Source organism: Lysinibacillus xylanilyticus, from assembly GCF_001708185.1.
GTDB lineage: Bacteria > Bacillota > Bacilli > Bacillales_A > Planococcaceae > Lysinibacillus > Lysinibacillus xylanilyticus_A.
Map to the genome: position 1 here is coordinate 59,932 of NZ_MDDN01000014.1, position 15,521 is coordinate 75,452.

Below are 15,521 nucleotides of genomic sequence, written 5' to 3' on the forward strand. Positions count from 1 at the left end.
ACACTTCCTATAATTTGTTTAATGTTAAACTTAATTACAGCTATACTTCTTTTATTGTTATGCTACTATTTAAATTCGCAATCCCAGTTCCGCTAATTGGAAGTTCTTCCACTTTAAACAACAAGAAATCAGATAATTTATCGAAGTAGATCATATCATTTTTCCCATCCTCTTTAGCTATTGCTACAGATATATGGTATGTTCCAGATGTTAAACGTACCTTTTGATCAAATGAAATTGTATATTGTTTGTTTTTCTTAAAATCTATTTTTAATTTATGATATGACGTACTAGTGCCATAAACTTCTATACCTTGTGTAGTTTTAATTCTCAGACCAATTAATACATCTTGCACATTTATTGAAGAATGAACAGTTAAAACAATTTTACTTGGTTTACCTGTATTAAACACATATGCCTCTTCATCTACTTCATTTAACATCTTTACATTTTCAATAAATACATCTCTTTCAATTTTAGCAATATGCTCCTCTGTTGTATCCCCACCTTCACTAACTATATTTTTTTCAGCTTTTTCAACAGCATTTAAAGCTTGATAGTGTGCATTTTCTTGAGAATACAGAAGCATGTGGTATTTATCGATAATTTCCTTAGGCTCTCCCTCAGCTATCAAATTAGAGTTATCTAATAGATATGCATAATCACATAATTGTTCAACGACCCTCATAGAATGAGAAACAAAGAGAATAGTACAACCTTTTTCCTTTAAATTTTCTAAATAGTTATAGCATTTTCTTTGGAATTTCTCATCGCCAACTGACAATGCCTCATCAATTATCATGATATCTGGATCAACAAAGGCAGCTACTGAAAATGCTAGCCTTACAAACATACCACTTGAATATGTTTTAACAGGGCGATCTATAAATTCTCCAATTTCTGAAAACTCAAGTATAGAATCAAATTTTTCATCGATTTCTTTTCTACTTAATCCTAAAATAGCACCATTTAAATATACATTCTCGCGCCCTGTAAATTCTGGGTTAAATCCTGCCCCAAGCTCTAAAAGGGCAGAAATTCGCCCATTTATATTTACGTTTCCTAATGTAGGGTTTAGAGTACCAGTGATTATTTGTAACAGTGTACTTTTTCCAGATCCATTTCTTCCTACTATACCTACTGTCGTACCTTTTGGAATTTCTAAACTAATATTGTTTAGTGCCTTAAAATTACTTACTTTCTTTTCATAAAACTTCGGTGCTAAGTTAATTAAAATTTTATGAATAGGCTTTTGGTATATTTTATATTCTTTAGTGACATTTTCAACCTTTATCACGATATCTTTATTATTAAATGACATCTGCAAACCCTCGCTTTAGCTTACGGAATAACCAAATACTTAATAGCATAAAAATGTATCCAGATAATGTGAATACTAAAAATGAACCCCAATTAGGAAATTTACCAGCAAATACAGCATCCCTATAACCTTCTATCACATAAGTTAATGGATTTAAATTCATTATTGGATGCATAAACTCTGGAACAAGCGAAATAGGGTAAAAAATAGGTGTCACATAAAACAGAATATTTAATAGTACTCCTACTGTATAAGCCAAATCACGAATATATACACCAATAGATGCAACAATGTAAGCAAAACCTAAAGAGAATAAGCTTATTGGAAGTAAATAAATTAACGATATAAATAACCACATAAAGTTCCAGTCTGGAATAAAAATCGCAATCCCTACTGCTAATACCACTATATTAAAAAATGCATTGATTAACGAAGATAATAATGTAGTTAGTGGAAGAATATCTAATGGAAAAATCACTTTTTTTACATAATTCACATTAGAGAGAATAATTGTAGTTGATTTACTAACTGTTTCATTGAAAATATTATAAATTATTAGCCCTGAGAAAATAATCATCGCAAATTCAAATTTGTTATCACTTTGCTCAATTCCCCATCTAGCATTAAAGACTACAGAGAATATAAAAGTATATACCGCTAACATTATTAACGGCGTAATGAAAGACCAAATTCCTCCAAGGAATGATCCCTTATATTTAAGTTCTAAATCTCTCTTTGTTAACTGCTTAATTAAGTTTCGGTGTTCTCTAATTAAGTTCAACAATATATACTCTCCCTTTCATTACAATCAAAAATAATAGCTTTCGAATGTTTGTATGGGAGATTTCCTAATTACTAACCATTCTAGCTGTATTTTTAGATTCCACATTATTTAAAATTGTTTGAAGAAGCTGTTTAAGTTCTTCTTCACTATATGTCAAGTTATTCTGTAATTTATATCTAATATCACTGATATATTGTTCATTAGTAAAAGCATTAATTTTTGGATGTACTTTACTATACTTTTCTTCAAATTCATAAAATAATTCTTCGTGTAGTTTTTCTCCAACACGAATACCTGTATAAGTTATTTCAATTTCATCCTCGGAAAAACCAGATAAATTAATTAGTTGCTTCGCTAAATCAACAATTTTAACAGGTTGCCCCATATCTAGTACGAAGGTTTCTCCACCTTTTGAAAAACTTGCAGCTTGAATTACTAATTGGGCAGCTTCAGGAATTGTCATAAAGTAGCGTGACATATCAGGATGTGTTACTGTAACGGGACCACCTTTTTTGATTTGCTCTTTAAACAATGGAACAACACTTCCACTACTACCAAGTACATTTCCAAAACGTACAGATGAATATTTCGTAGAGCTATTATTGTTTTTTTCATTCACAATTAACTCAGCAATTCTCTTCGACATCCCCATAATATTTGACGGACTAACAGCTTTATCAGTTGAAATTAATACAAAACTGCTTACACTTACTTTATCTGCCGCATCTATTACATTTTTTGTACCTAGAATATTTGTTGATACAGCTGAATAAATATTTTCTTCCATTAAAGGTACATGCTTGTATGCTGCAGCATGGAAAATAATATTTGGTTGATGTTTTTCCATCATTAACTGCACTCGTTCACGATTTTCCACACTTAGAATCTCTACTTTAAATTGAGTACATCCTTTTATTTTTTCCAACTCACGTAAAATCTGATAAATGTTATACTCGCTATGATCTAACAAAACGAGTATACTAGGTTCGAATTTTATTATTTGCCTGCAAAGTTCAGAACCTATTGATCCACCAGCACCTGTAACTAGTATTTTTTTTCCTTTTATTTTTTTTGAAATAGAGTCATTATCTAAAACAACTGAATCTCTTCCAAGTAAGTCTTCAATAGATACATTTCTAAACTTACTATAACTTAATTTCCCAGTTGCGAACTCTCTATATTTCGGTATAATCTGGACATTTTTACATACTCTTTTAGACTTTTGAATAATTTTCTGTAGTTGCTCTCCTTTAAGGCTGGGTATTGCAATGATAATATGTTTAATATTATAATGCTCTACAACAGCTTCTAAATCATTTAAATTTCCAACTATAGGTATACCGTTTATTTCTAAATTTTTCAGTTTTGGATTATCATCTAAAAAAACGACTGGATTTAGAACACTGTCCGTTTTCTGTAATTCTGCTGAAATACTTCTGCCTGAAACCCCAGCTCCTAATATAAGTGTTGCTTTTCTTTTTATTGAACTCTCACGAATTACATCATCTCTTCTTAATTGTATATATCTCCAAAACAATCTAATTCCACATAAGAATACAAGATGTAAAATTAACGTTAAAAAAAGTCCTCTTTCATATAAATCATTAAAGAACATAAGTTGTGATGCTGCGGTTATTAATATCGATAAAATAACTACTTTACACAGACTTATTAATTCATCAATATTTGCATACTTCCAAATTCTTTGATATAGGTGAAAATAAAAGCATAATATATGATGACTTATTAATAATATGATAGAACTCAACACTAACATCAAATCGACAGTTCGATTAAACGGATTCAAGAAAAAATGTGCTAAAAAAATAGAAATTAAAACAATTATTGAATCGATGGTTAATAAAGAAATCAACCTAAATTTATAGTTCAATTTTTATCTTCACCTCGCCAAATGATGGCATTTGTTCAAATTAATTAACAGCCCTATTCTAGTGGGCTGTTAATTATTTCGCGTCTATTGTTGGGCTATGTTATTTTTATTTAATGTGGTAGCTAATAATATACCCGCCATAACCCACAAAGTTGCAGATGTTCCTGGCAAACTATCATTAAATAACGCTTGAACTAAATACGCTCCCCATGCTATTCCTAGTATCCAAATCATTGAATTATTAGATTTAATAGCAATTTTTAGTGGGCTACATAATGAAATAATTAATATGATGATTCCACATAAAAAACCTATTATTCCTGTTCCATATAGCCAACCAACATACATACTATGGGGTTTATCAATAATTGTATTTTCATCAAATATACTTGCACGTGCATCAATATTATAATGCGGGAAATTATACATAAAAGTATCCAACCCATACCCAAAGAATGGACGATCTTTCACTAATTCAAAGCCTTTCCCCCAAATATAAACACGCCCTGTCCCAGCACCAACAGCTCTCTCAGGCAGCACTGGCAATTCAAATTTTTCGGTAGCATAAGCCTTTGTCATCCAGTCAAATTTCACATCTGTATTTATACTTGTGGCAGATACAGGCTCTTCCTTTAAATAAGGATTAGATTTTATTACAAAGCCTACAGATTCAGTCCAAACACGTGCATCTTTACTTGCAAGCACATGAAACACTGGTGCACTTGCTACTAAAAACACTGCAATCATCGCAAAGCTTTGTGCTTTCTTTTCCGATTTAATTGCTACAAATAATACAACAATCATCATTATACAAACTGTTATAAAACCGCTTGTTGAAATAGACATTAACATTACAGCTATGGACATCACAGCTACAACTAAATGTCCGATAGCTCGGCCAATATTTTTTTCTAAAACTGTTGCTGTCAGAAACATTACGGTCATGATTGCAAACATTCCACTCATATAGTTCCATTGATTTAATGTCCCTACTAAAACGGAACCATCACTAAGCTCAGCACCCTCAGGTAAAAATAACATCACCAGCTTTTTAACTGCTACCTTTTGAAGTAAATCATTATCATAAAAGTTCATAGTAACTATAAATAGGTTAATAATCACAAATGGGTATAGAGAATATAAAATATAATTTAGTGCTTTTTTCGGATAGTCAATATTCATCGCAATAAAGAACAATGCTAAATAACACAACCAACTAATTGCACCATCTGAACGGTTATACAGACCATGCAATGCAATAGAAATGTTTGGTGAAAAGATTGTCGAAATAACAATCGCTACTGCAAATGCTCCTATTGCATAATTTATTTTTGTTTTGCGGATTTCGCCATTCATAAATAAAATCTTTGCTAACAACATTAGACCTGCTAATATAGTTATAATTATTACTATTAGAGATTTATAGTAAGTGAAAAGATCTCCCTTTTCTCCACTCTGAAGGATATCTACATTTGTAACGAGCGGTGATTGTACCTCAATAACTTTTGCCATAACAATTAATGGCACGAAGCCTATAACAATAAGAAGTAATCTAAAAATCCATTTATCTACGGATTTTTGAGATTTAACATCTTCTTCCACATCACGATAAGCTACTTTTTCGTAGAACTTACTCATCTATTATGTACCTTCCTTTATTGCAAATTTTCAATTTGAGCTAGTAATGTAGCAACATGGTCTTGATAATTTGGTATTTCTTCTGGTGCCCAGCCCGATTCTTGACAGCGAAGAAGAACAATTTTTGCTTCCTCATATTTTTCTGCAGCTACAAATATCTCTCCTAACTGAATCATAAAAGTCGCATCTTCTACCTTATAAGGATTAATATCTAATGTTTTCTGCATATAAATTGCTGCCTGTTTTACATCACCTCTGTTAACAGCTATAATTCCAGCTAAATAATTTGCTATTTCGGAGTTCGGCTCTGTCTTTAACACTTTAGAAACTGCATTCCATGCATCTTCATAATTACCCTCTGCTTGTAATTGAATTGCCTGGCTATAAAGAATATCATTCGATGAGAAATCCTCATCCTGTTTGCTTGCTAAAACATTCGCCACGATCAGACCAATAACAACACAGGCTACTATCCCTGACAATATATATTTTCGTACCGGTTCAGTAATTGTCATCAAACTCTACCTTTCTCGAATTATGTCTTTTTTTCACATATGGTTATTATACTATAAATTAGTATCTTCATGTTATATTTCCAAGGAAAACATGACCATTATTAACTATCAATATAAAACAAATCTATTTATCTAAAAAATTATTATTAATTATTTCTTCTATTTGCTATAACTATAGATACATATGAAACAGATTCAGTAGAGATTAGTTATTCCCATTAAAAAGAAAAGGCTTTGTGGAAAAATCCACAAAGCCTTTTACTTTTATATGCAAACATTTGAAAATAGAATATTACTTAACTACTTGAACGCCTGCTAAATTTACAGCTTTATCAGTTACAGAAGATTTAAGTACTTTCCATACACCATCTTCTTTAACTTCAAATTGAGTAATTGCATTGCCTACATTTAAAGTAGAAATTTCAACAACAACTTTGTTACCATTTACACTTGTTACTGTTGCTTCTGTACCATTAATGAAAACTTTTTCATCTACGCTTACATTAACAGATGATGTAAATGTAAATGTAACTTGTTGTTTAGATGATACAACTCCAGGCTTACCATTGTTAACGTAAACAGACGCAAGTGAATCTACTTGATAAGAGAATGCTTCGCCTTTTTCGTTCATTAATTTAATGCCTGCTGCATCAGCTGTTGCTGTAACACCATGAGTGCCTTTGTCAGCGTTGATTTTATTAACTAAATCAGTAACATTTTTATAATTAGTTGCATCTGTAACAGGTGCATTTGCATTATAAGTATAAGCTTTAGCACCGATAGTTAATTTTGGAGTTACATTAGTGTTTACAATAATTGTATCACTAGATGATGCAACTGCTGATGTTCCACCTGCTTCGCTTGTAATTACAGCTGAAGTTAATTTTGCATCAGCATTTACTTTAATTGCATCAGTACCTTTAACTTCGCGCACAATTCGTAAAGTGATTTTTCCATCTTTATCTTCAGTGCGTGTTACAACAACACCATCGTAAGATTCTAACTCTTTAATGAATTTGTCAGCGCCATAAATTTCAGCACCACTTAATGCATAGAATTTAGCATCTTTAATTGAAATTGGAGCTTTATCTTTGAACTCAATTTCATTTTTGTTGATTGCAACTACTTCACCAGTGTGTTCTTTAGTTACATCAGATTTTGAAGTGAATTCTGCATTTGCTTCTTTAGAAGTGAATGCGTAATCTTTACCGTCAGTATTAATAGCAACACCAGTTGCAGTAACTTTTACTGAAGTAGTTTTTTGATCAGCTGAAGTAACAATTAAATCAGTAGAACCTGGAAGTTCTTTAGTTACTGTCCAGCTACGATTTGGTGAAATAGTCTTGCCATCTACTACTACATCATTAGCACCAGTGTTAAAGATTGTGTAAGTTACTTTCTTAACACTTGTACCAGACATTTTCTTGTTACTTTGGTTTACTAATTCTGCACGGAACACTGCAGATTCGTTACCTTCAAATTTAGTTACAACTTTCTTACTATCATTTAGTTTGAAAGATTTAACTGCAGCACCATCAAGGTATGCATTTTGGAAGTAAGACATTTGACCAGCTACTTTTGGTTCACCTTCATCAAGGTTACCTTGTTTAGCATTTGAAGTATTGATATCAATCCAAGCTACTGGAGTTGCATAATCATTTTCTTTGTCAGAACCGATGATAAATGTTGCTTCACCTTTATCATTTGTTTTAACAGAGATTTGCTTCGCATTATTTTTACCGTCAGCAGCATTGTTTGCATAGTAAGATTGGTTGTCATCTTTGTCAACTTGGATGAATTTAGCTTCCGTATTAGTACTAATTACACGGTCTAAATCTTCGTTGAACGCTACGTTCACGATTTCGTTTTTAGCTAATTTACCTTCTTTATCTTTAACAACTACTTTATATTGACGACCATTGTCAGCATAACGAGCTGCTACTTCACCGCCATCACGAGTCATTTCGATCGTGTATTGAGATTGAACTGCACCGAATGTTACTTTAGAAGCTGTTGTTTGTAAAGCTGATGCTTTATAAAGTTCAGCTTTTTCACCAGTTGCAGTATTTGGAGCAAATACTACTGGAGTAACAGCTGTGTTTGCACCTGAAACAGTGAATGTAGCTTCACCTTTAGAGTCAGTAGTGATTTTAGCAGCAGCTAAAGCTGTATTGTTGCTTAATTGAAGAGCATTGATACCATTAACTGTTGCGTTTGATACTTTATCAGAAGTAACGTTCATGTTTTCAACAAAACCAATGTTGAATGTTTTGTTTGCTTCTGGTAAACCAGTTTTAGGGTTTTTGTAAGTAACTTTGTAAGTTTTGTCAGCGCCGTTGTTGATTGTAGCGCCAGTAGTTACTTCTTGAACTGATAGGATTGTGTCTACTCCCCAGAATACATAACCAAGTGAGAATTTAGAACGATCACCAGTTGCATAAGCAGTTACTTCATCAGTACCGTCTTTGTAACGAGTATAAGAGTAAGATGCTACACCGTTTTCATCAGTGATTGCTTCACCAGTTAATGTTGGTGTAACGCCATCTGTGTTGTTACCTGGTACGTAGAAAGTTACAGGGATACCAGCTTTAGATTGACCTTCAGCTACAGTAACTTTTGCTTTTACAGTTACTTGTTGACCAAGTTTACCTTGAGTAGCAGGAGTAGTTAGTTCAACTTTAGTTGGAATTACAGCTGATACACCTTTAAATTTACCAACTTCTTCAGCATTAAGAGATACAGTGTACTCTTTATCAGCTGTTTGTGGTGCAGTAGTTAAAACAACAACTTTTTTGTTAGTTTGTTTTACAGCTGCGTTTTTAACTTCTAGATCTTTGATTTCGAAGTTAAGAGCTTGTACGTTTTCAACTTCTTCGTCAAATGTTACTTCAACAGTTGTGTTGTTGATAGCTTTTACAGAAGCACTTGCTGGAGTTGAAACTTCCATGTTGATCGTACGGTATAAGAATGAAGCGAATTGACCGCGAGTGATAGAGTCAGCTGGTTTGAATGCTTTACCTGGTAGGTTAGCTGCATTTGTTAACTCAGCATATTCTAAAGCTGTGATTGCTTCACGTTGCTCAGCAGAGAAAGCTTTGTCTAAGTCAGAGATTTCGCTCGTGAATTTAGCTGCTTTGTATTCTTTTACTAAATCTAATTCATAGATTTCGTTGATAGCACGTACTAAAACAACTGCCATTTGTTGACGTTGCATAGTTTGTGTGAAGTTTAAGTTGCCGTTTGAACCAGCGAATACGCCTGCATCTTTAGCAAGTGCAGCATATTTTACTAATTCTTTTTCCGCTGTTAATGGAAGATCGTTGAAGCGTTGTTTTGTATCCCAGTCAGCTGGAACTTCAAAGCCTTCAGTTTCTAACCAACGGCCTAATAATTTAACTACTTGACCACGGTTAATAGTTTGGTTTGGTTTGAATGTGCCGTCAGCGTATCCATTGATGATACCTGCATCAGCAAGAGCGTTGATCGCTTCTTCATGAGAATTATTTGCTACGTCTGTGAATCCTGCAGCAGAAGCCACTGGTACGATCGCAGATGCTACTAATGTAGCTGTAGCAGCTGTTGCTACGAATTTTTTGTATTTCTTTGGTTGGTTAGCCATAGAAAAATTTCCTCCTCTAAGTTAAAAAAATTATGTTTCTACTACATAGAAATGCAGTAAATAAACAACTACACATAAAAGTATAGTTGTATCCCTAAAAGTTGTCAATCATATTTTGGGAAACTTTCTAATTCATTTCCGGAAAAATAAGGACATGCAACTCTCTTTTACCATTGTTATCTATTTAAGCTTATTTTTCAAGTGATATTACACAAATTTCTAACAAAATTCTGATATTCTATCAATAAATGTTCAAATTTCTTAAAATCATATAAATTCACGTGAATTTAAACAACGAAAAAAGCTCAAGCATATAAATGCTTGAGCTTTTTTCGCTTGGGCTACCAACCGTTGTTTCCTTGCAGGGAATTCTATTTATTTCATAGAGGAAATTCCTATACACATACAGTCTAACACTTTCAATTTAAAACGACAATACCAATTTTTAAAAATTATTGGCGTTTTTGTCTTGCTACTTCCAGTAAAAATAATGGAAGGGCAATTTGACGCTTGATACGCTTCGGTTCCTTCATTAATCGATAAAACCATTCAAGGCCAAATTTTTGGAAAATTTCAGGTGCACGTTTCACTGTACCTGCAAGCACATCGAATGATCCACCCACGCCTTGATAAATGGTTGGATGTAATTGCTCACGATTGGCATTGATCCAGTTTTCTTGCTTTGGACTGCCCATCGCTACAAAAAGTAAATCGGGCTGTGCTTCGTTAATGCGGTCAAGTACCTTCTGTTCATCCTTTTCATAGCCGTCCTGTGTGCCGACTATTTTAATAGAAGGAAATAATGATTCTAGCTTCGCTTTTGCTGCATCCGCTACACCTGGTTTCCCTCCGTAAAGGAAAATAGGCTTGCCACGTTTGGCCGCTTCCTCGCAAAGCTTCATCATCATATCGACGCCTGTAACACGTTCACGAATTTGCCCTTTTTGAATTTTTGAAGCAAGAATTACGCCAATGCCATCTGGAATTTGAAATTCCGCTTCGTTCAGAAGCTTCTTTAGAGCAGGGTCTTCTTTCGCCTTGATAATCTTTTCTGGATTGATGGCAACAACGAGCGCCTTTTGTTTTTTTTCAATGCGCTCAAATGCCATATCCATTAATTCATCGTAGCCTTCCGTATTGACATTGATGCCAAGTACTGTTTCTTTCATCGGTTTTTCGCATCTCCTAGTAGGTGGAACTGGAAGCCTGCTTCTTCCCAATTATCGCGTTTTAAGCAATTTTTCGTGTCGAAGACGATTTTTGATTTTGCTGTAATGTCTGCAGCGTTCATTGCTTTGAATTCATTGTGATCTGTTAACACTAAAATGATATCAGCATCTTTTGTTGCTTCTTCTATGCTTTGTGTTTGTGTAGCATGTTTATTTTCTTTAATGTGTGGATCATATGAAATCACGTCTAATCCAAGATTTTGTAACTCGTCAATAACGATTGTTGATGGACTTTCGCGCATATCATCAACGTTTCCTTTGAAAGCTAGTCCAAGAACAGCTACTTTGCCACCAGCAATTTTGTTTTGATTTAAGATGGCTTGTGTTTTTTGTGCTGTAAAGCTTGGCATACTATCATTCGTATTACGAGATAGGTGAATAATTTGTGCCGTTTCGCCACCTAGCTCAACTAGGAACCAAGGGTCAACTGCGATACAGTGGCCACCTACACCTGGGCCTGGGAAGTGAACATTTACACGTGGGTGATAGTTCGCAAATTTAATCGCTTCCCAAATGTTCACATCCAGCTTCTCTGCTAATTTCGCAAGCTCATTCGCAAACGCAATATTGACATCACGGTAAGTGTTTTCCATTACTTTTACTAACTCAGCTGTTGTTGCATCCGTAAGGTGAATTGTACCATTCACAAATGTTTGATAAAGCTCTTTTGTCATTTGTGCAGATGTGTCATCAATACCACCAACGATACGGTCGTTGTTCACTAACTCTTCAAAAATACGACCAGGAATAACACGCTCTGGTGAATGTGATACGAATAAATCTACACCAAATTCAAGATTTGCCTTGATCAGTTCAGGTAGCATAATGTGCTCCACTGTTTTCGGTGGTACTGTCGATTCAAGAATGACAAGGTTACCTTTTTTCAAGAATGGTACGATCGAAGCTGTAGCTTGACGTACATATTCTAAATTCGCTGTATTATCAGGATTGATTGGTGATGGTACAGCAACGATGAACACGTCCGCTTCCACTGGTGTCGTTGACGCCGTTAGGAATCCTTCATCTACTGCTTTGTTCAAGCGCTCCTGTAATCCGTTTTCTTCAATATGAAGTTTTTTCTCTTGAATACTTTTTACTGCTGCTGGGTTTACGTCCACCCCATGTACTTTCACGCCGTGGTTGGCAAACATTACAGCCGTTGGTAAACCGATATAGCCAAGTCCAACGACACAAATTGATTTCATCATTCTCTATTCTTCCTTCCGTTTTCAAAAACGAGTAGTTAAATTATATATTCTGTAAATGCTTAATGCATTTTTGTTCTGCATTATAGTATACAACTTTCAAGGGAAAGTGTGAACCAATTTGTTATTTTGAAGTTGTTTTCTGTGTCTGAATTGAAAAAGTTTTGTTGGTTGGTGGCGGAAATTTGCTTCGTTGGCGGCGCATTTCGCTTGGTTAGCGGCGCAATTTACACTTTTAGCGGCGGAACTTTCACTTTTGGCGGCGCAACTCGCTTAGTTAGCGGCGCATTTCTCACTTTTAGCGGCGGAACTCACTTCTTTTGCGCCGCATTCCAATATAAGGTGGACAGATCGTACTTCCTAATTCGATCCGGTCCAGTACTAGGTAAATTTAATTTTTGTAAAAGTCGTTTTGCTACATACTGACTCTCTATATTTAAAAACTCACGACACGCTCTATTCGATATGGTGCCCCCTACTAGCATGTAATAATCCAATAGCGCTCGTATATGTGCGTCGTTACATTGATATTGGCAACTTTGACAACACCAAGTCATGCGCAATTTCTTCATCCCAAACTGACCACAGTTTTCACAATGAACACCCCGTCGCAAAGCAGATGCATCAATTTGATAATATTGGCAAAGTGGAAATGGCGTTCTATCCCTTAAATGTGACAAAATAATGTGTTTGATTTCGTTCATTGTTGATGTCTCTTTGCTTTTCTCTATATGTTTATGCAGAAATAGCGGTAGCTCTTTTGCCATTAGAATCGGCAATCCACTGTCCTCTCGATGAATATTGACATTATTGAAGGGGAACACTACAGCTCCGAATAAAGGTATAGAAATATTTTGCGTATCTAAGAAGTGTTTCATTCCTTGAATATACTGTTCAAGTTGGATTTCGGGATGTGTAAAGACGTGAACCTCTCCAGATTCCGAGGTACGAATGAGCTGACGTGGGTCATTTTTTAAATGTACAGTTCCTCGAATATTTTTTACTTCTAATAGGATGATCGCGTTGGGGACAATGATGAGAATATCAATTTGCATGGGAAGAACAGAGGGAAGAATGACATTGTGGAAAATGTGGCAATCGTTTAGTAGTGCTGTTTGCCGCAGTTCCTTCATAACGTATTGCTCTCCAAAATCGCCAGCTTCTTTAATTTTTTGTTCCTGCTGAAGATTTTGATATTGGGGATGTGTGGGCTGTAACCGAGTCACAAGTGCTTGAAGTCCTATTGTCAACGGAGATGGTGCGAAGGGTTTTATGATCAATTAATTCTCTCCTTTTCTATTTTATATATTGTTAGATTTATCAGATAATTCAACACCCTTTCAGCGATTATAGCATGGCTGTCATCGGTTTTGGTATGTTAATCAGCGGTTTTTACTTTTTTATCAGTGATTGCTTCACTTTTATCAGCGATGTTCACTTCTTATCAGCGATTGCTTCACTTTTATCAGCGGTATTCTCTTTTTATCAGCGATTCTTTCACTTTTATCAGCGATGTTCACTTCTTTATCAGCGGTGTTGACTTTTTATCAGCGATTGGTTCACTTTTATCAGCGGTGTTCTCTTTTTATCAGCGATTCTTTCACTTTTATCAGCGATGTTAACTTTTTATCAGCGATTCTTTCACTTTTATCAGCGATATCAACTTGCTATCATCGATTATCCAAATTAAAAAGGAATCACCTTTAGTATCGGGGATTCCTTTTTGTTCCGCTTTCGAGTAGTTTTAGAATTGATTGTGCTTGCTGTAGGTGTATTGCTAGTACGTATTGACTTGCCTGCATTAGGATTTGTGCCTTTACCATGTTCATCATTTCTTTTGCGATATCTGCATCACGAATACGGGACTCGGCAGCTTGTAAGTTTTCTGCCGTGTTTACGTTTGCATTATACGCATGCTCTAGGCGATTTTGATAGGCACCTAGTCTTGAACGCTCGTTTGATACACGCTTTAAAGCCTCGTCCATAGTGGAAATGGCTTTATCGGCATTGTCACGTGTTGCAATGGATGTCGTATCATTCAAGCCAAGTGCTCCGGCTCCCATATCGTTAATAAATAGCTCGATGCTTTGACCTGAGTTGGCGCCCGCCTGAATTTTAATTCCGTTTGTAGTGTAATCCCCATTCAGTAATGTCTTGGTATTAAATTCAGTATCCTTCGAGATGCGCTGAATTTCCTTTTTTAATTCTTGAAATTCTAAGTCGAGTTTTTCTCGATCACTATCTGTCAATGTATCGTTGGCAGCTTCTACTGCTAACTCGCGCATGCGTTGGATCATTGCATGTGTTTCATTAAGTGCACCTTCAGCTGTTTGAACAAGTGAAATACCGTCCTGGATATTTTTCGCTGACATATTCAGCCCGCGAATTTGTGCACGCATTTTTTCGGAAATCGCGAGCCCAGCTGGATCATCTGCTGCACTATTGATTCGGTAACCTGAAGAAATCCGAAGCATTGACTTGCTCATTGCACCATAATGTCTATTCATATTATTTAAGATAGATAAACCCGTTGCTGACCATTTTCCAAGCATCATTTCACCACCTTTATTTTTATTTATATCGGTATGTACTCAACTCATTTTAGTTAATTTTGGTAATACATTCTAATTTAATAGGTTCTATATATTAATCGTATCTAATTCATTTTCAAGATTTCGACTTTAGACCTAGGTGAATTATCAACAATTTATAAAAGCACCCGCTTCTCACATGTGAAAAGTAGGTGCTTAATTGCCATACTGTGTATTCAAATTTCGAAGCCTCCGAGTTGATGGTTCTTTTGTTGTAGCAGTTCAAAAAAGAGTGCTTTATCGTTATCTAATAATGCCTGGTCGATTAAATAGTCAAAGTTTTTCTGCTCCAATTCTGTAACGAGCTGATCTACTTCGCCAACAGTCACTGAAGAAACAAGTGGTAGCTGTGGCTTTGGTGTAGCGTTTTCAAGAATCGGCGCTAGATGCTCATGAACATTTGTAATTAATAATAATTGATATAGTGGTAGTCGGATAAAACGATTCCCCTTTTGGAAAACGAATACCTCCGATAAATTTTCAATTTGCTGTGTATTCAAGTTGATAATCATCTCTTTACCTTCAATCGGAATGAAATGGAAAATCTCATTCTCTTTTAAAATAGAGAAATATTGATAAGCAAACACTAGACGTAATTTATCTCCAGTGATTTTTGTGTAAAACGGCTTCATATACTGAACTTGCATCATTCCTCATCCCTCCCGATTTGTCTGATTATTCAGATTTTAACATAAATCAATAATCTTGTTAACTATCTTCTCCTTGAT

The 15,521-nt window shown here is 34.9% G+C and carries 11 protein-coding genes; all 11 read right to left on the reverse strand.

Features of this window, described 5'->3' with window-relative positions:
- Positions 1–40: 40 nt before the first annotated feature.
- The 11 genes from BFJ97_RS18895 to BFJ97_RS18945 all read right to left on the reverse strand — a co-directional run bounded on the left by BFJ97_RS18895 (position 41) and on the right by BFJ97_RS18945 (position 15,443).
- A complete protein-coding gene (locus BFJ97_RS18895; protein ID WP_068986197.1) occupies positions 41–1,321 on the reverse strand; it encodes an ABC transporter ATP-binding protein in 1,281 nt (426 codons plus the stop codon).
- The gene (locus tag BFJ97_RS18900) at positions 1,311–2,105 is read right to left on the reverse strand and encodes an ABC transporter permease (protein ID WP_175401810.1); all 795 of its coding nucleotides are present in this window, start codon (positions 2,103–2,105) and stop codon (positions 1,311–1,313) included. Before BFJ97_RS18900 ends, BFJ97_RS18895 begins: the two co-directional genes overlap by 11 nt.
- 64 nt (positions 2,106–2,169) lie before the next feature.
- Entirely contained in the window at positions 2,170–3,996 is a 1,827-nt protein-coding gene (locus BFJ97_RS18905; RefSeq protein ID WP_068986199.1) for a polysaccharide biosynthesis protein, read from the reverse strand.
- A gap of 84 nt (positions 3,997–4,080) precedes the next feature.
- On the reverse strand, positions 4,081–5,634 hold the full coding sequence (locus BFJ97_RS18910) for an O-antigen ligase family protein (protein WP_068986200.1): 1,554 nt from the start codon (positions 5,632–5,634) through the stop codon (positions 4,081–4,083).
- Between the two features lie 17 nt (positions 5,635–5,651).
- Complete coding sequence (locus BFJ97_RS18915; protein ID WP_068986201.1) at positions 5,652–6,149, reverse strand: tetratricopeptide repeat protein; 498 nt, start codon at positions 6,147–6,149, stop codon at positions 5,652–5,654.
- Positions 6,150–6,441: 292 nt separating this feature from the next.
- A complete protein-coding gene (locus tag BFJ97_RS18920) occupies positions 6,442–9,768 on the reverse strand; it encodes an S-layer homology domain-containing protein (RefSeq protein ID WP_068986202.1) in 3,327 nt (1,108 codons plus the stop codon).
- A 452-nt stretch (positions 9,769–10,220) separates the two neighbouring features.
- A complete protein-coding gene (locus BFJ97_RS18925; RefSeq protein WP_068986203.1) occupies positions 10,221–10,937 on the reverse strand; it encodes a WecB/TagA/CpsF family glycosyltransferase in 717 nt (238 codons plus the stop codon).
- Positions 10,934–12,205, reverse strand: a complete 1,272-nt coding sequence (locus BFJ97_RS18930; protein ID WP_068986204.1) for a nucleotide sugar dehydrogenase — start codon at positions 12,203–12,205, stop codon at positions 10,934–10,936. Before BFJ97_RS18930 ends, BFJ97_RS18925 begins: the two co-directional genes overlap by 4 nt.
- Positions 12,206–12,513: 308 nt before the next feature.
- Positions 12,514–13,482 carry a nuclease-related domain-containing protein gene (locus BFJ97_RS18935; protein WP_068986205.1) on the reverse strand — a complete coding sequence of 323 codons (969 nt, stop codon included), beginning with the start codon at positions 13,480–13,482 and terminating at the stop codon, positions 12,514–12,516.
- Between the two features lie 423 nt (positions 13,483–13,905).
- Positions 13,906–14,754, reverse strand: a complete 849-nt coding sequence (locus BFJ97_RS18940; protein ID WP_068986206.1) for a flagellin N-terminal helical domain-containing protein — start codon at positions 14,752–14,754, stop codon at positions 13,906–13,908.
- A 215-nt stretch (positions 14,755–14,969) separates the two neighbouring features.
- Entirely contained in the window at positions 14,970–15,443 is a 474-nt protein-coding gene (locus BFJ97_RS18945) for a transcriptional regulator (RefSeq protein WP_068986207.1), read from the reverse strand.
- Between the last annotated feature and the right edge of the window lie 78 nt (positions 15,444–15,521).